Consider the following 23,416-nt stretch of genomic DNA (forward strand, 5'->3'; position numbering starts at 1 on the left):
GTCTTTTATTGAATGGGAAAAGAATGAAAAGAGAAAAAAAATTATGGCTGGTTTTTGCATTGGTAATGAGTATATCATTTGCAGTGCTGGGTTATTATGGTTACGAAATCTATCAGCAGGCACCACCAGTTCCGAAAGAAATTGTAACCGATTCTGGTAAAGCCGTTTTTAGCGGAAGCGAAATTAAAGACGGACAAAATATCTGGCAAAGTATAGGTGGCCAGGAAGTGGGATCTATCTGGGGACACGGCGCTTATGTGGCCCCAGACTGGACCGCAGATTGGTTGCATAGAGAAGCCGTTTTTATATTGGATATTTATGCTAAGAAAGATTTTAATCAAAAATATGATGAATTAGACGCCGAAAAACAATCGGCTCTTAAGGTTCGTTTGCAGAAAGATTTAAGAACCAATCGATACGATGCTGAGACAGGAGTGCTCACCATTTCGGAAAATCGTTTGGCCGCAATTGAGTATTTAAGCGAATATTATAAAGGACTTTTTACAAATGATCCTCAATTTGATAAGTTGAGAGAAGAATATGCGATTCCGAAAAACTCGATTAAAGATGTGGAGAGAATGCATAAAATGAATGCCTTTTTCTTTTGGGCAACTTGGGCAACAGTTACCAATCGTCCTAATGGAGATATTTCGTATACACACAACTGGCCGTCAGATGAATTGGTTGGGAATAAAGCAACAACAGAACTTTTGGCTTGGTCTGGAGTAAGCATAATTTTATTGATTTTAAGCGTTGGAATCTTAGTTTTCTATCATGCAAAATCGGGTGAAGAAGAAGAATTTCCGCTTCCAAAAGAAGATCCATTGATTAAGCAAGGCAAAACCAAATCTATGGGCTTGGTGACCAAATATTTCTGGATTGTAAGTTTGCTGATGGTTCTGCAAATGGTTTTCGGAATTATAACAGCGCATTATGGAGTGGAAGGAAATGGTTTATACGGAATCCCGATTGATAAAATCCTGCCTTATGCTGTAACGCGTACATGGCACACACAATTGGCGATTTTCTGGATTGCTACAGCTTGGTTGGCAACAGGATTGTATATTGCTCCAGCTGTTTCGGGGAAAGATCCTAAATTTCAATGTTTTGGTGTCAATTTCTTGTTTGTTGCACTGTTGATTATTGTTTTAGGTTCTATGGCTGGACAATGGTTTGGAGTAATGCAGAAATTAAATTTAGTTCAAAATTTCTGGTTCGGACATCAAGGTTATGAATATGTTGATTTAGGTCGTTTCTGGCAGATTTTCCTTTTAGTTGGACTGTTTTTATGGTTGGCTTTAATGATTCGTCCGTTACTTCCAGTTTTAAAGAAAAAAACAGAAGAGAAAAACTTAATCATTTTGTTTTTAGTTTCTTGTACTGCAATCGCCATGTTTTACGGAGCTGGATTAATGTGGGGAAGACAGACTAATTTAGCAATTGCCGAATATTGGAGATGGTGGGTAGTTCATCTTTGGGTTGAAGGTTTCTTCGAAGTTTTTGCAACAGTTGTAATTGCGTTCTTGTTTGTTCGTTTGGGATTATTGAAAACGAAAACAGCGACTTTAAATGTACTTTTTGCAACCATTATTTTCATGTCTGGAGGTATTTTAGGAACATTTCATCACCTGTATTTTTCAGGAACACCAACGGCGATTATGGCTTTAGGAGCAACATTTAGCGCTTTAGAAGTGGTTCCGTTAACATTAATAGGTTTTGAAGCGTATCAAAACTATAAAATCTCGAAATCAACGCAATGGATTGCAGATTACAAATGGCCAATTTACTTTATGATTTCTGTAGCGTTTTGGAATTTCCTTGGTGCTGGAATTTTCGGATTCATTATTAATCCACCAATTGCCTTGTATTATGTTCAAGGATTAAACACAACGCCTTTACATGGACACACTGCATTGTTCGGAGTTTACGGAATGCTTGGAATTGGTTTAGTATTATTCGTGTTGAGAAGTTTATATAGAAATGTAAGCTGGAATACAAAACTGCTTAAAATTACTTTCTGGTCTTTAAATATTGGTTTATTTCTAATGGCAATCTTGAGTTTATTACCAATTGGAGTTTGGCAGGCAATTGAAAGTATTAGTCACGGAATGTGGTATGCTCGTTCATCAGAATTAATGCAGCAGCCAGCAATGATTACTTTAAAATGGCTTCGCGCCATTGGAGATTCAATTTTCGGAATCGGGTTTATAACGATGGCCTGGTTTGTATTTGAACTGACATTAAAAAACAAAAAATAAAACACAAAAATATAAATTGATTATCATGGAAAATTTAAAAAACAAAACAATAGGATCTTTTGTGGCTGAGGATTTTAGAACGGCTGCAGTTTTTTCAAAATATAGAATAGATTTTTGCTGCAAAGGAAACCGAACAGTAACCGAAGTATGCGAAAAGCAAAATATCGACGCAGATGCTTTATTGGAAAATGTGCTGCAAGTTGTACAATCAGAAAATAGTGGAAGCATTGATTTCAATTCATGGCCATTAGATTTATTGGCAGATTATATTGAGAAAACACATCACCGATATGTAGAAGAAAAAATAAACGTTTTATTGCCGTTTTTAGATAAATTATGCAAGGTGCATGGAGCAAATCATCCTGAGTTATTTAAAATCAATGAATTGTTTATTGGCTGTGCAGGAGAATTATCTCAGCACATGAAAAAAGAAGAATTGATTTTATTTCCATTTGTAAAAAGAATGGTTAAAACCAAAGAATCAGACGGGATTTTATCTCAGCCATCTTTTGTAACCGTTTCAAATCCGATTGCAATGATGATGCACGAACATGACAATGAGGGTGAACGTTTTAGAGAAATTGCAGAATTGACCAATAATTACACTCCGCCAGCAGATGCTTGTACGACTTACAGAGTGACTTTTGCTATGCTGAAAGAGTTTGAAGCTGATTTACACAAGCATATTCATTTGGAAAATAATATCTTATTTCCAAAAGCTGTGACGCTAGAAAAAGACTTTATTGAAGTAGAATAAAGGTTAATTTTAATAGTTTGAAAACATCGGTAATAATCCTCTAAAATGATAATTATCGGTGTTTTATTTTTCAAGAAATGTTATTTTTAATTGAAATTAAACATATAGAAACATAGATTTTGATTTTGAAAAAGGGTTTAAAAAGAAGTTAGTTTCCTCTTTATTTAACTTTTCGACAACGCTTGTCATTTCGAGGAACGAGAAATCTTCGCAAGTAACTCCGTCGCTAAAAGTCAATCTTTGTAGAGTTTCTCACGAAGATTTCTCGTTCCTCGAAATGACAAGATTGCGCAGAAAAAATAAAATCTACTTTTCTATGTGTTTAAAAAAATATTTTTAAAATGAATTCTCAAAAAAGCTGGATACTTTGCTGTTTTTTTAATTTTCTGATTGCCTGTGTTTTCGGATTGTTAATGCGGTTTATGTATCTGTTTCCTTTAGATTTTTTAAATTATAGTTTTCTGCTTCATGCGCATTCGCATGTTGCCATGTTAGGCTGGGTTTATATGATCGTTTATGTTTTGGTGGTTCATTTTTTTATTCCAAAAGAAAAAAGCCAGAGACCAATTTATAACCGTCTTTTTTGGCTGACGGAGTTTTCAGTTATCGGAATGATGATTGCTTTTCCAATTCAAGGATATGCTTTGTTTTCGATTGTATTTTCAACCATGCATATTTTGCTGAGTTATGTTTTTTGCCGTTTGGTTTGGAAAGATTGTTTAAGAGATAAATCTCCATCGCAAAGACTTTTGTCGGTTTCGATTTTATTTATGGTTTTATCGACTTTAGGCGTTTGGTGTCTTGGCCCAGCTGTAAGCACATTAGGAAAACAAAGTGCTTTTTATCAGATAGCGATTCAGTTTTTTCTTCATTTTCAATTTAATGGCTGGTTTATATTGGCAATTTTAGCTTTGTTTTTAAAACAATTTCAAAATAAAATTGATGAGGTAAAGTTTAAGAAGTTTTACTTTCTAATGGTTGTTTCTACGTTACTGACGGTTTGTTTTCCAGTTCGCTGGTTTATAGAAAATGATGTTTTAAGTTATATTAATGTTTTGGGAGTTTTGATTCAGCTAGGAGCTTTTATTTATTTCTATAAAATGCTCCAACCTCAAATTAGTCATTTTAAAAGCACTTTAGATAAAACGACTAAAATGGTTTATGGTTTGGCATTATGTTCTTTGTTTTTGAAAGTAGGAATTCAATTGCTGACTCTTTTTCCTAATCTGGCAGAAGTTTCACATCAAATCAGAAATTTTGTAATTGGATTTATTCATTTAACGACTTTAGGAATTATAACAGGATTTTTGTTTGGAATTTTATTGCAGAATAAAATGCTTTCTGCTGATTCTTCAATATTAAAAATAGGAGTGAAGTGTTTTATTTCAGGATATATTTTTACAGAAGTTTTATTGTTTCTTCAAGGCTGGTTTTTCTTTTTTGGAGAAGGAGCAATTCCAGGATATTTTCAAAGTATTTTGATATTGAGTATTCTTTTGGTTTTGGGATTGGTTTTAATAATGGCATCACTAGTAAATTTTCATTCCAATAATTTCAATAAATAAGTTCCGGAGAAATGATATATTTATAGAAGAGGGATGATAATATTATAAAGCTTCGGAGAAGCGAAATATGTATAGAAAACGTTTGGCGAAGATAAAAAGCTCCAGCGGAGCGACATATTTATAGAATCATATATTAGGATTGTAATTTGTTAACCTGATAAATATTTCGCTCCGCTGGAGCTTTCTATGTGGGTGATTTAGATTTTTCTATAAATATTTCGCTTCTCCGAAGCTTAACTTAGCTTTTTAGATAAATAAAAAACAAGAGTCAACTTTATTTCTAAACTTGCTCTTGTTCCTTACTAATTAACCTATTTAAATATCTATATTTTTGCCGCTTCTAAATTTATGGTTTCGATTGTTTTTTCATTATTAACTCCTAAACCTTCCTGCTGAAATACCAATTCTCCTTCTGGATTAAAAACGCTAATAATATTAGAATGCGAAAAATCTATTGGAGAGATTTTTTTATAATTGACAGCCAAAACTGCCGCAAATTCTCTAGTGTTTTCTTCAGATGAACGAAGAAAAATCCAAGGATCTTGATTCATTTTATTTTCAATTGCAAACGATTTTAATCTTTCAGGCGTATCTGTTTTCGGATCTATACTGACCAAAATCAATTTGACATGCTGTTTTGTTTTTTTCTCTAGTTTAGATTCAATATCGCGCATATCGGCCACTAATCTTGGGCAGGCAGCTTTACAGCTTGTATAAATCATTACCATTACGAGAACATTTCCTCTTAGCGATTTTAATTCAATATCTTTTCCATTTTGTGTCGTCCATTTTGAAGGAAGATTATAAATCGATAAATCGCTTATTTCTTTATTTGTTTCTGTCTTAACCTCTTTTTTATCAGATTCTTTACAGCTGTAAAAAGAAAATAAGAGAAGAAAAGCAATTGCTATTTTTTTCATTGTAAACTAATTTTAAATTAGATTTTTGGTTTTGTTGTGCTAGCACATCTAAACCCAAGATTTCGTGTTGAATATTGCGCTTTTAAGCTTCCTCTGAATGCGTAACGCATAAAAGCGGCATAATCCATTAAATCAGAAGCATTAACTGATCCGCTTCCGCAGAAAAGATTTTTGTCAGTGCTTTTGTCTTTTCTAGATTCTCCTGATAAAAAAATGCTGTTGAAATCAGATGTCCATTCCCAAACTAAACCGTGCATGTCGTAAACTCCCCAGTAATTTTTGAAAGTTTTTCCAATTTCATTTTCATACGTTCTTGATTTCTCGTACCAAGACAAAATGTATTCGTTGAATTCTTTTTTGGTTCTAGCATCTATTTTTTTAGTGTCTGCCATTGCCACATATTCCCATTCATCCATTGTTGCCAAACGTTTTCCTTGGCACTCGCAGTATTTTTTTGCAGCAAACCAAGAAACGCTTGTTACTGGCGATTTAGGTTTTGCATTTCCAAAATCAAAATCATTTGTCCAGTATGAGAGATAACTTTTATCAGCAAAAATTCCTTTAATCTTTGATTTTTGATACGATGGATTCTTTTTGACAAATTCTAAAAACTCACTATTTGTTACAGGATAAATGTCTATGTAAAAAGAATTTACCGTTACAGGGTTTTTAGAAACGGCTCCATAAAGAGGGACAAAAGATCCCTCTTTTATGAAAACCATTCCTTTTTCCTGAGCTTTCATGACACTAACTGCAGAGAAAAAGAGAATTGTAAGTATGAAAAGGGTTTTTTTCATGCTAGAAGTTTTGCTGTTATCTTAAAGCTTTTACCATTTCTGGCGTAACTTCAGTTTTGTTATTCCCCCAACTGTTATAAATGTAGGTTAGAACATTTGCGATTTCATCGTCAGATAAATTCTGAGCAGGCATTACGTTATTGTATTTTTTACCGTTAACGGTTACTTCTCCAGTTAAACCGTGTAAGATCGTTTTAATAGCGCGTTTAGAATCGGCATTTAAATAATCTGATTTTGCCAAAGGAGGGAAAGTGCTCGGTATTCCTTGCCCTTCAGATTGGTGACACGCAAAACAAGTTGTTCCAAAGATTTCTTTACCAATTTTAACTTTCTCTTCGACTGTGCGTTTCGGAACAGTAACTTTTGTTGCTGCCGTTCCAGGCATTTTCTGTATTGTTCCTCCTTCTGGTAAATAAATACCTTCTTGGATTGTTCCAGAATAAATGTTTTTATCTTCTTTCCCTTCCACTTTCAACATTCCCAACGCACCTTTATTAAATGCTCTAAAAATAGAGTGGTCAACCAAGATAAAAGTTCCTGGAGTTTCTACTTTAAAATCGACGATAGCAGCTCCACCGGCAGGAATTAAAGTTGTCTGCACATTTTTATTTACAACACTTCCGCCTTCTATATGCACACTGTCAAAAATTTCTCCAATAACGTGGAAAGAAGAAACTAAGTTTGGTCCTCCGTTTCCAACAAACAGACGAACAGTTTCTCCAACTTTTGCTGTTAATTCATTTCCATTGGTTAAAGAACCTACTTTTCCGTTAAAAACAACATAATCAGGAGTTTCTTTTACGGCTTTGTTCATATCAAACGGCTGAAGACCTTTTGCGCCATATTCGCCTTGCGTATAGAAATCACCCTGCATTACGTAGTATTCTTTATCAACTGGAGGAAGTCCGCCTTCTGGTTCAACCAAAATCAATCCGTACATACCATTTGCAATGTGCATTCCTACGGGAGCTGTCGCACAATGATACACATACAATCCAGGATTTATCACTTTAAAACTAAAAACTTTTTCATGTCCTGGCGCTACAAGAGATGAGGTTGCTCCACCACCTGGTCCAGTTACGGCATGCAAATCGATATTGTGAGGTAATTTATTATCAGGATGATTTTTTAAGTGAAATTCAACTTCATCACCAACACGGGTTCTAATAAAACTTCCTGGAACAGAACCTCCAAATGTCCAATAGGTATATTTTACACCATCAGTCATTGTACCTTCTTGTTCCTTAATTTCCATGTTTAGTTTCAGTTTCATCGCTGTTCTGTTTCCGACTGGTTTTGGAACGTGAGGAGGCGATGTAAGTTCAGCATCCATTTCACCTTCAGTCATAATGTTTGCATAATTTTTAGCTTCTTCTTTTTTACAACTTGCTAAAATTAACAGCATAAATAACGAGCAGATAAGAACGCTTGTTTTAATCCAGGTTTTGTTAGTTCTTTTCATGATATGTTTAGATTTATTTTGGGTTAAATTTCTAAACAAAAATAAAAGACTTATTTGTCCTTTATTATGATATTAATCATGTTTTTACATCATTACAGAGCTAAAGACTTTTTGGGTATTAATTTAATATATGTAAAATCTTACTATTTTATGATAGCATAATATTTTTCAATAAAAATAATTGAGGCTCTTCATTTTAAATTAATATTGATTATTTTTGCTCGCTGATAAAGTAAAAAAAATTACTACATATATTATGGTAAAAGATTTATTCGAAAGAATTCAGGACAATAAAGGACCTTTAGGAAAATGGGCTTCTCAAGCAGAAGGTTATTATGTTTTCCCAAAGTTAGAAGGAGAGTTGGGTCCTAGAATGCAATTTCACGGAAAAAATATTTTAAACTGGAGTTTAAATGATTATTTAGGTTTAGCTAATCATCCAGAAGTTCGTCAGGCAGATACAGATGCAGCAATTCAGTTTGGTGCAGCTTATCCGATGGGAGCTCGTATGATGTCTGGACACACTACGTATCACGAACAATTAGAAAATGAATTGGCTGAATTCGTAATGAAAGAATCTGCTTATTTATTGAATTTTGGTTACCAAGGAATGGTGTCTATTATTGATGCTTTGGTTACTAAAAATGATATTATTGTTTATGATGTAGATTCACATGCTTGTATCATTGATGGTGTTCGTTTACACATGGGTAAACGTTTTACATACAAACACAATGATTTGGAAAGTATGGAGAAAAACTTGCAGCGTGCTACTAAAATGGCAGAAGAAACAGGCGGAGGTATTTTATTTATTACTGAAGGTGTTTTTGGAATGCGCGGACAGCAAGGAAAATTAAAAGAAATAGTTGCTTTAAAAGAAAAATACAATTTCAGACTTTTAGTAGATGATGCTCACGGATTTGGTACATTAGGTAAAACTGGTGCTGGAGCAGGTGAGGAGCAAGGAGTTCAAGATGAAATCGATGTTTATTTCTCTACTTTTGCAAAATCTATGGCTAATATTGGAGCTTTCGTAGCGGCAGATAAAACGGTTATCGATTATTTGAAATACAACTTACGTTCTCAAATGTTTGCTAAAGCATTGCCAATGATTCAGACAATTGGTTCTTTGAAACGTTTAGAATTGTTGCGTAAATCTTCTGCAATTAAAGATAAACTTTGGGAAAACGTAAATGCATTGCAAAACGGTCTTAAAGAAAAAGGATTTAATATTGGAGATACAAATACTTGTATTACGCCAGTTTACTTAGAAGGAAGTATTCCTGAGGCAATGGTGATGGTAAACGATTTAAGAGAAAATTATGGTATTTTCCTTTCTATCGTGGTTTATCCAGTTATTCCAAAAGGAATTATCTTATTGAGAATGATCCCAACAGCTTCTCACACATTAGAAGATATCGAAGAGACTTTAACAGCTTTCGAGGCAATTCGTGAGAAATTGACTAACGGAACTTATAAAGAAATTGCTGAACGTACAACTGTTGATGTTTCGTAAATTTCACTAAAAATAGATTCTCTTAAATGGGAATTATGTAAAAAAATCCATTTGTTCTACGAATGGATTTTTTTTTATTTGAGGTAACTTTATATCATAATCACAAAATAAAAATGAGGAATTATGAAAAAAGTACTAACACTAACAGCAGTACTTGTCTTGTCAATTTTTGCTTCTTGTAAAAAAGAAACAACAAAAACAGAACCGGTACAAATTACACCAAGTCCGCCAAAAGAAGCTGAAATTTTAGAACCAGCTGGAGATCAATGCTACGCTTGGAAATCTAACGGAAGCGTAATAGAAATGAGTTTTAATGTTAATTCCCATCAGGAAGTAAACGGAAAACTAAGTTATAATTTGGTTGGAAAAGATAAAAACGAAGGAACTTTAATAGGAAATATGAAAGGTGATACTTTAGTTGCCGATTATACTTTTAATTCAGAAGGAGTTTCTTCTGTAAGAGAAGTTGTTTTTCTACAAAAAGACGGAACTTTTATTGAAGGATACGGAGATGTTGTAGAAGCAAATAATAAAGTTTCTTTTAAAGATAAATCAAAACTAAAATTTGATGCTAAAAATACTTTGGTTAAAGTAGATTGCAAAGTAGAGTAATGATGTGTTTTATAAATTGAAAAATCCATTCGTTTGGGGGCGAATGGATTTTTTTATTTTTGAAATTATGATTTATCTGTAGACTTAAGTCTATTTATATAATCGCTAGAATTTCCGTTCCAGTAACATTTTGAGCAACGATCATTGTTAAATTCGTGTTTGCAATTTTCATATCCATAAATATAATGCGCACATTCTGGACATAGGTTTTTCATGACAGATGAATCTACGTAAAATTCGCTACGACATTCGTCGCAAACTATTATTGAAGATTTATTTAAGTCCATAATAACTGAAAACTGAGACTGCGACTGAAAACTAAATTTAAAGGTTCTTCAAATAAGTCTTTCTCTGACAGTGAATAATTGGGTCAAAGTTTTTCCAAAGTAAATGGATGGCATTATTTTCTAATAACTCTGGAGTTCTAATGCAAGTCTGAATTCCTTTGGCAGAAAAAGTCTTGTAATATTCATCAAAAATAATAGCGGTTACACCTTTATTCTGATATTCAGGATGAACTCCGATGAGGTAAAAAACAACATCTTTACTATGTTTTTTAGCCTTTAGTAATTGCAGAAAACCAAACGGAAATAATTTACCTCTTATTTTTTGCAACGCTTCTACAAAACTCGGCATTACAATACTAAAAGCTACTAGCTTATCGTCTTTGTCTAAAACGAATTTAATGTATTCTGGATTGATAAAGCTAATGTATTTCTTTTTAAAATATTCTTTTTGAACATCTGAAATTGCTACAAATGAAGCCAGTTTTTCGTAAGATTCATTGAACAAATCAAACATTTCGTCTACATAAGGCATAATGTCTTTTGTTTTGGTAAACGTAAGAGATTTTAATCCGTAGCGTTTTTTGATTAGTTCTTGAGCTTTTTGAAAAAACTCTGGTTTTACATTTGAGAAAGGAAATATACTTTCGATAAATTGTTTTTCAATCTGAAATCCTAATTGTTCTAAATGCGTTACATAATAAGCGTGGTTGTACCATGTAATCATAGTTCCAATTTGATCATATCCTTCTGTCAGAACTCCTACTTTATCTAAATTAGAGAAGCCCATTGGTCCTTCAGCATGCTCTAAATTATGTTTTCTTCCTAATTCAAAAACTTTTTCAAGCAATGCTTTTGTAACCTCAATATCATCAATTACATCAAACCATCCAAAACGCACTTTTCTCTTATGCTGATTGTTAACTTCAGCCCAATTGATGATAGCAGTAATACGTCCAACAATTTTATTGTCCATATAAGCTAAATAAAAATAAGCTTCAGCATTATCAAATGCTGGATTTTTGGTTTTATCAAAAGATTCCAATTCGTCTGAAATAATGGGTGGCACCCAATACGGATTGTCCTTGTATAATGAAAAAGGAAATTTGATGTATTCGGTTAATTCTTTCTTGCTTTTGGCTTCTTTAATTGTAATCATTAAGGTGGTATTGAGAGTTTTTAATAAAAAGACTCTGGGTTATTTTACGCTTTATTCGTATTTTGCTTTACGTTTTCTTTCTTTTTCCTGATAATCAACTTTTTTGTCGTTATCAGGATTCTTTTTAGCTCTGTCTGCAGCTTTATTTTCAATTTGTTTTTCTTTGTACCATCCGTCATAACGCCATGATACACCTACACCTCCATATAAAATAGATGGCGTATTTTTAAAATTAGTACTTATCGACGCATCAACTTGCATGTTGGAAGAAAGAAGGAAAGCAGCTCCTCCGCGAAGAATTGAATCGCTATAGAAATCGCTTTTATATCCTTGATTTTCAACAAAACCAGACCATCTGTCGTTAAATCCGTGCGTCAAAGTTAATACATATCCGTAACTTGGATAGTCTGTTCCAATATAATCTGCAATAATATTGGTTACAAAAACCCAAGCGCCGCCTCCCAATAAATTTTGAGTAATCAACGAAACCTTTGGAGAAATAGCACCATCAGGAGAAAAGTAATAAGGATTATTTGCTCCAACAAAATTAGCACCTGCGAAAACAGAAACAGCTGGAATTAACTCGCGCCATTGAAAATTACGATTGGCTTTATAGCTGTAAATGTTTACTTCTCTTTTATAATTTTTATAAGGATCATAAATAAGGTATTTAGCTCCTAAAACCGTTTGTCTAAAGTTATTTTTTTTGTAGCTAATGTACGGAGTGTCAAAGCTTTCTGTTTGGTATTGTAAGTCAGCAATAAATTCTAATTGTTCGAGAAAAGCTCCATAACGAATGGTAAGATCTGTGCCGAATCCGCTTGCATCATATCCTAATAAATCGTGTTTTTCTTTAATGCCATAAACGCCAAGTTCGGCCTGAATTACAGATTTTCCAACAGCATATGCCGACATGGTTTCTCCTGGGCGATTGGAATTAATAACGTCAGTATATTGCGCAAAAAACAGTTGTGGAATAAAAAAAAGTACCGGGGCAAGTAAGTTTTTAATTTTGAACATATAAATTTTTTTGGGTTAAAAAATAATAACGCATTTCAAATGTACATATTTTATTATTTATTTAAGATTCATATTTTATTTTTAAGAAATGGATTTATTAATTTTGGAAAAAAATATATAGTTATGCAAGAAGCATCATTTTCAGGTTTGTTTAAGACCATCATGTGGGTTATAGCTTTTTATTACATTTTTAAATTTTTAGCTAGAATCTTTTTGCCAGTATTGGTTAAAAAGGCAGTAGAAAATGCTAGTGAAAATTTTCAAAGACAACAACAGCAGTATAATCAAGGCAATACATATCAGAACAATCGCAATACAAATAATAATGATGAAATAATCATTAATACTGCTAATGCTAAAAATCCGCGCGAAACCAAAAAAGTGGGAGAGTATGTCGATTACGAAGAAATAGATTAGATTTGTGTCCTGAAAATTTAGGATTCATTTTAACCCAAACTAGCCAAAATTGAAAATAGTAAATAAGTTCTATCCGCATGCCCTTGTTATCTTGGGCTTTATTTTTGTTTCGTTAATTTATTTTTATCCAGTTCTACAAGGAAAACAGATATTCCAGTCTGATATTGCTCAATACACCGGAATGGCAAAAGAGCAAAATGACTTTAGAGCAATGGAAAATGCTGAACCTTATTGGACAAACTCCGCTTTTGGAGGTATGCCGACATATCAGCTGGGAGCAAATTATCCGAACGATTTTATTGGTAAAGTCGATGACGTTTTACGTTTTCTTCCGCGTCCTGCAGATTATTTGTTTTTATATTTCCTAGGTTTTTACGGTTTGCTATTGGTTTTAAAAACAGATCCGTTGAAAGCTTTCATTGGCTCTATTGCTTTTGGTTTTTCAACTTACATGATCATCATTTTAGGAGTTGGTCATAACGCCAAGGCACATGCTATTGCCTATATGCCTTTGGTAATTGCTGGGTTTATACTCGTCTTTCAGAAGAAGTATATTAAGGGCGGTCTGCTCACCATGTTTGCAGTGGCATTAGAAATTAGTGCCAATCACTTCCAAATGACCTATTATTTATTGATTTTCTTATTGATTCTTTCAGGTTATTATGCTTATAATTTTATCAAAGAAAAAGATTTTAAAGGACTTTTAATTTCTTGTGGCGTTTTGCTAGTTGCTGGAATTTTTGCTTTAGGAGCAAATGCAGGTAATTTAATGGCAACAAATGAATATGCTAAATACAGTATCAGAGATAAAAGCGAGTTGACTTTTAATCCAGATGGATCTAAAAATGAAACCACTGCTTCTATGACCACAGATTATATTACTGAATATAGTTATGGTATTGCAGAAAGTTTAAATTTAATTGCTCCAAGAATTTTTGGAGGTTCAAGCCATGAAAACGTTGGTACAGACAGCCGTATGTATGCGTTTATGGTTGAGCAAGGAGTTCCCGCTTCTCAAGCTCAGGATTTTGTTTCAGGAATGCCAACGTATTGGGGAGATCAGCCAATTGTTTCTGCGCCAGCTTATATTGGAGCAGTAGTTTTCTTTTTGGCCGTTTTAGCGCTATTTATAGACGAAAGAAAAATCAAATATGTTTTCCTTGCTGGAGCGCTTTTCACTTTAGTGCTTTCTTGGGGTAAAAACTTCTCTTTGCTGACAAACTTTTTTATTGAATATGTTCCTTTATACGATAAATTTAGAGCAGTATCTTCGATTCAAGTTATTTTAGAATTATGTTTCCCTGTTTTAGCTGTTATGGGATTACAATCATTCTTTAAAGCTAAAGACGAACCAAAATTGCAGCAAAAAGCATTATTGCAAACAGGAGTTTTTGGCTTAGGAATTCTTGTTATTTTATTAATTGCTAAAAGTTTCTTCCATTTTACAGGAATGAACGATAATGCTTATTTGGAAAGCTACGGGCCAGGTTTTGTCGATGCTTTGAGAGAAGATAGAATGACAATGTATTATGCAGATTTATTACGATCTGGGTTCTTAATCGTAGTTACATTTGTCGTGTTATGGATGTTTATTAAAAACAGATTTTCTCAAACTACAACTTTAATCGTTATTGGAATTGTAATGATTTTTGATTTGTTTTTTGTGGATAAAAAATACGTTTCTGCTAAAGATTTTGTTAGTCCAGTTCAAATTGCAGCGCCTTTTCAAGAAACACCAGCAGATGCTCAAATATTAAAAGATACTTCTGTTTACCGTGTATTTGATCTTCAAGGACAATTGCAAGGTAGATCTTCATACTTCCATAAAACTATTGGAGGTTATAGCGCTGTAAGACCGAGAAGAATGCAGCAATTGTACGATTATCAAATTGCTAAAAACAATTTAGAAGTGCTTAATATGCTTAATGTTAAGTATGTAATTCAAGTGGATAAAGACGGAAACCAAATTCCTGCTGTTAATCCAGATGCAAACGGAAATGCTTGGTTCGTAGGTGCAGTAAAACTGGTAAATAAACCAGATGATGTAATGAAAGCTTTGAATACTTTAGATACTAAGAAAGTTGCAGTTTTCAATGTTCATGAGCATGAAAGCAAATTTCAAAATGCAAGATTAAAGAAAGCTTTTGACACAACAGGAACTATTAAAGTTGTTACTTACAAGCCAAATTATATCAAATATAAATCAGAAAATAATGGAGACGGTTTAGCTGTTTTCTCTGAAATGTATTATAAAAATGGTTGGAACGCTTATATAGATGGTAAACTAACAGATCATTTCCCTGTTGATTATGTTCTAAGAGCAATGGAAATTCCTGCTGGTAAACATAAAATTGAATTTAAATTTGAACCTCAAATTATTAAAACAGGAGGAACAATTACTTTAATAAGTTCAATAGGAATGTTGTTGCTTTTAGCTGGGGGAATTTATTTTGAGAGTAAAAATTCTAGCAAGAAAAAAGAGGCCTAGAACTTCTAAACTCTAAATTTGCACTTTAAAATAGAAAACTGATTTCCATTGGAACAAAAAAAACTTTTAATAATTACCTATTATTTTCCACCTGCGGGAGGACCTGGTGTACAGCGTTGGCTGAAATTTGTAAAATATTTGCCAGAATTTGATGTGCAGCCAATAGTTTATGTTCCAGAAAACCCAACTTATCCAATTGTTGATGAGGGGTTAGTAAATGAAATATCAGATAAAGTAATTGTTTTAAAAAATAAGATTTGGGAGCCTTACCAATTGGCTTCCATTTTTTCGAAAAATAAAACCAAGAAAATTAGTTCAGGTATTTTTCCGCAAAAGAAAAAACAAACTTTTTTGGATAAAACATTTCTTTGGGTTCGAGGAAATCTTTTTATTCCAGATGCACGTGTTTTTTGGGTTAAACCATCTGTTTCTTATTTAGAAAAATACATTCAAGATAATAATATTGATACGATTGTAACTTCTGGACCACCACATAGTTTGCACTTAATTGGTCTAGAATTACAGCAGAAATTAAACGTAAAATGGTTTGCCGATTTTCGCGATCCTTGGACAACAATAGGCTATCATAAAGCGCTTCGTTTGTCTTCTTATGCTGAAAAAAAACATAAAAGTTTAGAGCATAAAGTGCTTAATGCTGCAGATGAAATTATTGTAACAAGTAAAACTACTAAAACTGAATTTGAGGCTATTACCAATAAGCCAATTACGGTAATTACAAATGGTTACGACGTAGAAACAGTCGAAAAACAAACTTTAGACACGAAATTTACTTTGGCTCATATTGGATCTTTCTTGTCTGATAGAAATCCGCCATTTTTATGGGAGGTTTTGGTTGAATTGCTGAAAGAAGTTCCAGAATTTAAATCTCATTTAGAAATTAAATTAATTGGAGCGGTAAGTCAGGAAGTTTTAGATGCGATAGAAGAAAATCAGCTGAAAGAATATTTAAATTTAGTAGGTTACGTTTCTCACAAAGAAGCTGTTGCGCATCAAAGAAAATCTCAAGTTTTACTTTTAATAGAGATTAATTCTGAAGATACGAAAAGTATTATTCCAGGAAAATTGTTCGAATATATGGTTTCAAACCGTCCAATTGTTGCAATTGGGCCTCAAGGTTCTGACTTTGCCGATATCGTAACGCAGACCAATACTGGAGTATTTTTTGATTATTCTGAGAAAGCGAAGTTAAAAAGTGTAATTTTGGACTTTTTTAATCAGTTTTTGGAAGGGAAGCTGCAATCGCATGGAATTGGTTTACAGCAATATTCAAGAAAAAACCTAACCAAACAATTGGCACAGCTGATTAAAGGATAATCATTAAACATCAAATACAATCTAAACTCAAGAAATGGGTATTGTCTTAAATCAGTCTTTTAAAAATACTATAATTACATACATTGGTTTTGGTATCGGAGCCATTAATACATTATATCTTTATCCCGTTTTTCTTGGGGCAACATATTATGCTTTAACCAATTATATTACATCTGCGGCAAATGTAATCATGCCTTTGTTTGCAATTGGAATGCAGAATACGCTTGTAAAGTTTTATTCGCAATATAAAACAGAAGAAGAAAGAGAGCAGTTTTTGTCTTTTACAGCGTTATTTCCTGTTTTAATGTGTATTCCGTTAGGACTTATCGGAATCTTCTTTTATGATGATATAACCGATTTTGTTTCTAAAGAAAATCCTGTAGTTCGCGAATTTATGCTTCTAATTCCGTTTATCGGAATCTGCATGGCTTATTTTGAGATTTTTTACGCGTGGGCGAGAGTGCATATGCATTCTGTTTTTGGAAACTTTATTAAAGAAGTTGGCTTGCGATTGCTTTCTACAATTGCCTTAGTCGGATTATATTTCAATTGGATTTCGCTGGTTGAATTCGTTTATATAACGGCAGGAATCTATTTTTTTGCATTTTTGATTACGATGTTTTATGCCTTTTATATCAAAAAACCGAATTTCCAAATTAGTATTCCAGAGAATGTAAAAGCGGTAATGGAATATACTTTTTACATTATTCTTTCAGGAAGTGTTGCCAATTTGCTTTTAGATGGAGATAAACTGATTTTGAATCAGTACATGAAAATTGAAAATATTGCATATTATTCGGTTGCTACTTATATCGCTTTAGTAATTTCAGTTCCGAGCCGCGCAATGCACCAAATTGTGTATCCAATTACGGCTAAATTAATGCATGAAAACAAGCATGATGAGTTAAATAGACTTTACAAAAAGACGTCTATTAACTTGCAGATAGTGGGCGGATTTGTAATGCTTTGCATCTTTGTAAATATTCATCAGCTGTATGAATTAGTTCCTGCAGAATATAGTGGCGGAATCCCAGTAGTTTTTATGATTGGTCTTTCGAAGTATTTCGATTTGATTTTAGGAAATAATAATGCTATTATTTTCAATACAAAATATTACCGAATGGTACTTTATTTAGGATTAATGTTGGTTGTTCTAACGGTAATTTTAAATGTTATTTTTATCCCTATTTTAGGAATTTTTGGTTCTGCTTTTGCAACACTTCTTTCAATTACCTTATATAGTTTGGCGAAATTGCTTTTTGTGGTTAAAAAGCTGGATTTGTATCCTTTTACAAAACAAACTATTCATTCGATACTTTTAACTTTTGTATTGTTTTTGGTTTTTGTTTTCTGGGAGTTTCCATTTTTCCAATTGATTAGTATTGCTCTAAAATCTATTTTAGTGACGATAGCGTATGTGTATTTGAATTATAAATTCAAAATTTCATCTGATATCAATAATGTTATAGATTCTATTTTTAAGAAATTAGGTTTTAAAATTTGATCTGATTTTTCTGTAAAAAAGAAAGTAATTTAAAAATCATAGCTTTTTTGTTTTATATTTGTTAGAAAGGATAACTGACTTATTTCTAATTGAATATGAAAATAAAAGTACTTAGGTTATTAGCTTTCTTTTTTGTCTTGTTTTCTTTTTCGGTAATTGCTCAGAAAAATAATCTGAAAAGCCTTGAAAAAGAACCTGTAACAGTAAAATTAAAAGGTTATCCAGTAAAACCTTTTAACGACACACTTTTTTTTGTTTATCATAATGTTGGTTCCTTTTCTGCAAAAGAGAGGGCGCAATACATAACGAATAAGATTAAAAGGCTGTACAATGAATCGTTTTTCGAGAAAGATTCTATAAAAATTATTCCTTCAGATGTTTCTATGGATATTGTGTACCAAAGCGATTTGGTAATAATGTCTGTTTTGGAAGCCGATGCAAAAGCGGAAAATACTACGATAAAGGCTATTGCTAATCGCAATCTGGCTAAAATTAAAAGTGCTATAATATATCAGAATGAAAATTATTCGCAACTTCCTAAACGAATTGGTTATACAGCATTACTAACCCTTATAATTGGGTTGGTTTTATTTTTAACAGCCAGAATTTTCAATTATATCAGAAAATATATTGTAAAGAATAGAGCAAAATATTTTAAAGGAGTAAGTTATAATTCCATAAAAATATTATCTCCAGAGAAACAACAGTTTTTGGCGCTCCGTTTTTTTGGAATCATAAAAATAATCACGCTTATTTTAATTGTATATCTTTCGCTTCCTGTTTTATTTAGTATTTTCCCTGCTACAAAAGACTATACTACTACATTGCTCAAATGGATCTTGACACCAGCAAAATCTGCGGTTATGGGATTCGTAAGCTTTCTTCCAAGTTTGTTTACTATAATTGTAATTATCATTATTTTTAAATATTCGCTTAAGGTTATTAAATTTTTCTTTGATGAAATAAAATCAGAAAACATTAAAATTGATGGCTTTTACAGCGACTGGGCTTTGCCGACATTTAATGTGATTAGATTGCTGATGTATGCTTTCATGCTGGTAATCATTTTTCCGTATTTGCCTGGGTCAGATTCGCCTATTTTTAAAGGAGTTTCGGTTTTTGTTGGAGTTTTATTTTCACTAGGTTCCTCTAATGCTATTGCTAATATGGTAGCGGGTTTGGTAATTACCTATATGCGTCCGTTTAAAATTGGAGATTATATAAAAATTGGAGATGTAAGTGGAGAAGTAATTGAAAAAACGGCTTTAGTTACCAGAATCAGAACGCCAAAATTTGAAGATATTACGATTCCAAATGCTACTGTTTTATCAAGCACTTCTACTAATTATTCGGCAAACACAAATCAGTCCACAAACGGATTATTAATTCATACCACAGTTACAATTGGATATGATGTGCCTTGGAAAGATATACATGCCGCTTTGATACACGCTGCTTTAAATACTGATATGATAGAAAAAGAACCTAAACCGTTTGTGCTTCAAACCAGTTTAGACGATTTTTATGTTTCCTATCAGATTAACGTTTATACCAAAGAGCCAACAAAGCAACCACGAATTTATTCGTCGCTTCACCAGAATATTCAGGATTCTTTTAATGCTGCAGGAATTGAGATCATGTCGCCACATTACGGTGCTTTGCGTGATGGAAATACCACAACGATTCCGCCAAATTATTTAAAAGAAGATTATGAATCTCCTGTTTTTAATATTAAAAATAAAGGTTAAATTATTGATAACGTGTGATTAAATTTAAAAATTTAACACTTGAATATTTTGTAATTAATCGAATTAAAATTAACTTTAACATGAAAGTTTAGCATTACTTTGAAGAAATTGCAAAAATATTTCTAACAAAATACCTAATTACAGGTATTGTTTTATTTTTTCAGGTTAAATAATTTTGCAAGAAATTGTGGACGAATAAAAAGTTATTGGATTAATTGTAGATTAAAGTTAATTATGAAAAACAATCATCTCAGCCAGGAACAAAGCATGCAAGTATTTTCTAATATGATTTCAAACAAGGTTCATAATGGATTTACTTTAGAAGAGAGAAATGATGAGTTGCTTTTCGCGGTCTTATCTAAAGGAGGAAAAGTAGTTAATCACAGTTTAAATTTTCTGATTTTTTGTTTAACTCTAGGTTTATGGTCATTTGCGTGGCTTTATCTCACCCTTGAGGCTTCAAAACAGAAAAAGATTTTAGTAGCTATAGACGAAGATGGATTTCCTTTTGAGGAAAGATGTTTGGTAGCCTAGTAACATTTAAAAAAAAGAGAAATAAAATATAAAGCCATAAATACAAACTAATCAATTGTATTTATGGCTTTATTATTTCAAATCGGGTAACTTTTATAACTTGTCTTTTAAGTAAACTCCGGTAACAGATTCTTTTACTTTTACAATGTCTTCTGGAGTTCCAGAAGCAAGTAAATAGCCTCCATTTTCTCCACCTTCAGGACCTAAATCAAGTATCCAGTCAGCACATTTTATTAAATCAAGATTATGTTCGATTACAATTATGGAATGTCCTTTTTCTATTAAAGCATCAAACGAAGCTAAAAGCTTTTTAATATCATGAAAATGAAGACCAGTTGTAGGTTCGTCAAAAACAAACAAAGCTTTATCTTTTGTTGCTCCTTTAACCAGAAAGGAAGCTAGTTTAATACGCTGTGCCTCTCCACCAGAAAGCGTAGAAGAAGATTGTCCTAATTGAACATAGCCTAAACCGACATCTTGAAGAGGCTGTAATTTTTGAGTGATTTTTGACTGCTTATTTTTTTCGAAAAAAGCAATCGCATCATCAATTGTCATGGTTAGAATGTCATTGATGTTCTGGTTGTCAAAAGTAACTTCTAGGATCTCTTTTTTAAATCGTTTTCCACCACAAGTTTCACAAGGAAGCGAAACATCGGCCATAAAAACCATTTCAACATTTATAGAGCCTTCTCCTTTACAAGTTTCGCATCGGCCTCCATCGACATTAAAAGAGAAATGTTTAGCTTGATAGCCTCTTATTTTTGATAATTTTTCTTTCGCATATAAATCACGAATATCGTCATAAGCCTTGATATAGGTAACAGGATTTGATCTTGAACTTCTTCCAATCGGATTTTGGTCTACATATTCAATATGTTTAATCTGAGAAAAAGAACCTGAAATTTCAGTGAACTGTCCAGCTTTTTCGGCAGCACTTTCCAACTTTTTTTGTACCGCAGGAAATAAGATTTTCTTAATTAAAGTACTTTTTCCACTTCCAGAAACACCTGTAACTACGGTTAAAACGTCTAAAGGAAAAGTAACGTTAATATTTTTTAAGTTGTTTTCGCGCGCGCCAATTATGTCGATATGATTCTTGAATTTTCTTCTCTTCTTAGGTACAGAAATCTCTAAATCTCCATTTAAATATTTTGCAGTTAAAGAATCCGATTTTAGGATTTCGTCATAAGTTCCTTGTGCAACCAACTTTCCTCCAAAAGTTCCAGCTTCTGGACCAATGTCAATAATCATATCGGCAGCTTTCATGATATCTTCATCGTGTTCAACCACAATTACAGTGTTACCTAGATCGCGTAGAGAAAGCAAAACTTTAATTAATCTTTCAGAATCTTTTGGGTGAAGACCAATACTTGGCTCATCAAGAATATACATTGATCCAACCAAGCTGCTTCCAAGAGAAGTTGCTAGATTGATACGTTGTGATTCTCCTCCAGAAAGAGTGGCAGAATTTCTATTTAAAGTAAGATAATCTAAACCAACTTCTGTTAAAAATGACAAACGATTATTGATTTCGACCATTAAACGTTTAGCAATCTGCTGTTCGTATTGATTTAATTCGATGTTTTTAAAGAAAGTAACCAAATGTTTAATTGGTAAATCAACCAGATCAGAAACTGTTTTTCCGTTTATTTTTACATAAGATGCTTCTTCTCGTAAGCGTTTTCCTTTACAAGTATGGCATTTTGTTTTACCACGATAGCGCGAGAGCATTACTCGGTTTTGTATCTTATAGTTTTTCTCTTCTAGTTCTCTAAAGAAATCATTAAGTCCTTGAAAATACTGATTTCCAGTCCAAATTAAATCTTTTTGTTCATCAGTTAATTGGAAATAAGGTTTGTGAATTGGAAAATCAAATTTGTAAGCGTGTTTTACCAATTCGTCTTTATACCAGCTCATGCTATCGCCACGCCAAGGATATACAGCACTTTCGTAAATCGATAATGAAGTATTTGGAACAACTAAATCAGCATCAATGCCGATTATGTTTCCATAACCTTCACAGACTGGACAAGCTCCATACGGATTATTAAAACTGAACAAGTGAACATTTGGCTCTAGAAAAGTCATTCCGTCAAGCTCAAAATTATTAGAATAAGAAAATCTCTTTTCAGCATTTAATTCTTGCAAATAGCAAATTCCTTTTCCTTCAAAAAAAGCAGTTTGAACAGCATCAGCAAGACGATTGAAGAATTCTTCTTCTTCTTTTACAACGATACGATCAATAATCAGTAAAATGTCTTTATTGTCAAGTTGATGTAAGTCTGAAGCAGAAAATTCATCTAAACGAACCATTTCGTTATCCACTAAAATACGAGCAAAACCTTGTTGCAAAAGCACTTTCAGTTTGTCTTCTAAAAGTCTGCCTTCTTCAAGATGAATAGGAGCAAGTAATAGCCACCTGCTGTCAAGAGGAAGACTCTTAACATCAGAGATTACATCTGTAACGGTATTTTTTTTGACTTCTTGTCCAGAAATAGGAGAATAGGTACGCCCAATTCTAGCAAACAGAAGTTTGATATAGTCGTAAATTTCAGTAGAAGTTCCAACGGTTGAACGAGCATTGGTTGTGTTAACTTTTTGCTCTATGGCAATTGCTGGAGCAATACCTTTAATGTATTCTACTTTTGGTTTGTCTAAACGGCCCAAAAACTGACGTGCATAAGAAGATAGACTTTCTACATAACGTCTTTGTCCTTCTGCATATAAAGTGTCAAAAGCTAAACTCGATTTTCCTGATCCTGAAAGACCTGTAATAACAACCAGTTTATTTCTCGGAATAACCACATCTACATTTTTTAAATTATGTACTTGTGCTCCTTTAATTATAATATTTGATTTTGGATCTATTTTAGAAAGGTCAATTTGCATAAAAAAGTCAATTTTTACAAAAGTAATCAATTTTGAGTAGAGTTTTGTTAAGGATATTGTTCCAAATCTTAACAGAATTACGACATATGTTTTTGATTTTATGGGGATTTTTTTTCGGCAAAATTTGTTATTTCATATTAAAATACCCTAC

The 23,416-nt window shown here is 32.8% G+C and carries 17 protein-coding genes; 11 read left to right on the top strand and 6 right to left on the bottom strand.

What is annotated here, in order from left to right; translation table 11 throughout:
• Positions 1 to 23 precede the first annotated feature (23 nt).
• From JC605_RS15435 to JC605_RS15445, 3 genes are all read left to right on the top strand, one after another.
• Positions 24 to 2,258, top strand: coding sequence for a nitric-oxide reductase large subunit (locus JC605_RS15435; protein WP_198857049.1), 2,235 nt, complete (start codon positions 24 to 26; stop codon positions 2,256 to 2,258).
• Between the two features lie 25 nt (positions 2,259 to 2,283).
• Positions 2,284 to 3,015, top strand: a complete 732-nt coding sequence (ric, locus tag JC605_RS15440; RefSeq protein WP_198857050.1) for an iron-sulfur cluster repair di-iron protein — start codon at positions 2,284 to 2,286, stop codon at positions 3,013 to 3,015.
• Positions 3,016 to 3,356: 341 nt separating this feature from the next.
• A complete protein-coding gene (locus JC605_RS15445; protein WP_198857051.1) occupies positions 3,357 to 4,580 on the top strand; it encodes a hypothetical protein in 1,224 nt (407 codons plus the stop codon).
• 323 nt (positions 4,581 to 4,903) lie between these two features.
• Here the strand turns inward: JC605_RS15445 and JC605_RS15450 are convergent, their stop codons facing one another.
• Genes JC605_RS15450 through nirK form a run of 3 tightly spaced genes read right to left on the bottom strand, consistent with a single transcriptional unit; the run spans position 4,904 to position 7,759 of the window.
• Positions 4,904 to 5,500, bottom strand: coding sequence for an SCO family protein (locus tag JC605_RS15450; protein ID WP_198857052.1), 597 nt, complete (start codon positions 5,498 to 5,500; stop codon positions 4,904 to 4,906).
• 17 nt (positions 5,501 to 5,517) lie between these two features.
• Positions 5,518 to 6,297 (bottom strand): formylglycine-generating enzyme family protein, encoded by a 780-nt coding sequence (locus tag JC605_RS15455; protein WP_198857053.1) that lies wholly within the window; start codon positions 6,295 to 6,297, stop codon positions 5,518 to 5,520.
• 16 nt (positions 6,298 to 6,313) lie between these two features.
• The gene (nirK, locus tag JC605_RS15460) at positions 6,314 to 7,759 is read right to left on the bottom strand and encodes a copper-containing nitrite reductase (protein ID WP_198857054.1); all 1,446 of its coding nucleotides are present in this window, start codon (positions 7,757 to 7,759) and stop codon (positions 6,314 to 6,316) included.
• Positions 7,760 to 8,015: 256 nt separating this feature from the next.
• On the opposite strand from nirK, the gene JC605_RS15465 reads away from it, so the two are divergent.
• Both JC605_RS15465 and JC605_RS15470 read left to right on the top strand, forming a co-directional pair.
• Positions 8,016 to 9,275, top strand: coding sequence for an aminotransferase class I/II-fold pyridoxal phosphate-dependent enzyme (locus tag JC605_RS15465; protein ID WP_177210237.1), 1,260 nt, complete (start codon positions 8,016 to 8,018; stop codon positions 9,273 to 9,275).
• A gap of 123 nt (positions 9,276 to 9,398) precedes the next feature.
• Positions 9,399 to 9,887 carry a hypothetical protein gene (locus JC605_RS15470; RefSeq protein WP_198857055.1) on the top strand — a complete coding sequence of 163 codons (489 nt, stop codon included), beginning with the start codon at positions 9,399 to 9,401 and terminating at the stop codon, positions 9,885 to 9,887.
• 324 nt (positions 9,888 to 10,211) lie between these two features.
• Here the strand turns inward: JC605_RS15470 and JC605_RS15475 are convergent, their stop codons facing one another.
• On the bottom strand, positions 10,212 to 11,330 hold the full coding sequence (locus tag JC605_RS15475) for a GTP cyclohydrolase (protein ID WP_198857056.1): 1,119 nt from the start codon (positions 11,328 to 11,330) through the stop codon (positions 10,212 to 10,214).
• Between the two features lie 51 nt (positions 11,331 to 11,381).
• The gene (locus JC605_RS15480; protein ID WP_198857057.1) at positions 11,382 to 12,350 is read right to left on the bottom strand and encodes a transporter; all 969 of its coding nucleotides are present in this window, start codon (positions 12,348 to 12,350) and stop codon (positions 11,382 to 11,384) included.
• A gap of 123 nt (positions 12,351 to 12,473) precedes the next feature.
• Here JC605_RS15480 and JC605_RS15485 point away from each other — a divergent pair, with 123 nt between their 5' ends.
• The 6 genes from JC605_RS15485 (at position 12,474) to JC605_RS15510 (ending at position 20,376) form a co-directional block, all read left to right on the top strand.
• Complete coding sequence (locus JC605_RS15485) at positions 12,474 to 12,767, top strand: DUF4834 family protein (protein ID WP_111378714.1); 294 nt, start codon at positions 12,474 to 12,476, stop codon at positions 12,765 to 12,767.
• Between the two features lie 49 nt (positions 12,768 to 12,816).
• Complete coding sequence (locus JC605_RS15490; protein WP_198857058.1) at positions 12,817 to 15,255, top strand: YfhO family protein; 2,439 nt, start codon at positions 12,817 to 12,819, stop codon at positions 15,253 to 15,255.
• Positions 15,256 to 15,303: 48 nt separating this feature from the next.
• Positions 15,304 to 16,590: a glycosyltransferase family 4 protein gene (locus tag JC605_RS15495; RefSeq protein ID WP_198857059.1), complete on the top strand. Its 1,287-nt coding sequence runs from the start codon at positions 15,304 to 15,306 to the stop codon at positions 16,588 to 16,590.
• 34 nt (positions 16,591 to 16,624) lie between these two features.
• Entirely contained in the window at positions 16,625 to 18,094 is a 1,470-nt protein-coding gene (locus tag JC605_RS15500; RefSeq protein WP_198857060.1) for a lipopolysaccharide biosynthesis protein, read from the top strand.
• Between the two features lie 95 nt (positions 18,095 to 18,189).
• On the top strand, positions 18,190 to 19,842 hold the full coding sequence (locus JC605_RS15505) for a mechanosensitive ion channel family protein (protein WP_198857061.1): 1,653 nt from the start codon (positions 18,190 to 18,192) through the stop codon (positions 19,840 to 19,842).
• A 234-nt stretch (positions 19,843 to 20,076) separates the two neighbouring features.
• Positions 20,077 to 20,376 (top strand): hypothetical protein, encoded by a 300-nt coding sequence (locus JC605_RS15510; RefSeq protein WP_198857062.1) that lies wholly within the window; start codon positions 20,077 to 20,079, stop codon positions 20,374 to 20,376.
• Between the two features lie 93 nt (positions 20,377 to 20,469).
• Here JC605_RS15510 and uvrA read toward each other — a convergent pair whose 3' ends face one another.
• Positions 20,470 to 23,265, bottom strand: coding sequence for an excinuclease ABC subunit UvrA (uvrA, locus tag JC605_RS15515; protein WP_198857063.1), 2,796 nt, complete (start codon positions 23,263 to 23,265; stop codon positions 20,470 to 20,472).
• Positions 23,266 to 23,416: the final 151 nt, after the last annotated feature.

The sequence above is a fragment of the Flavobacterium sp. IB48 genome (genome assembly GCF_016405855.1).
Lineage (GTDB): Bacteria > Bacteroidota > Bacteroidia > Flavobacteriales > Flavobacteriaceae > Flavobacterium > Flavobacterium ginsengisoli.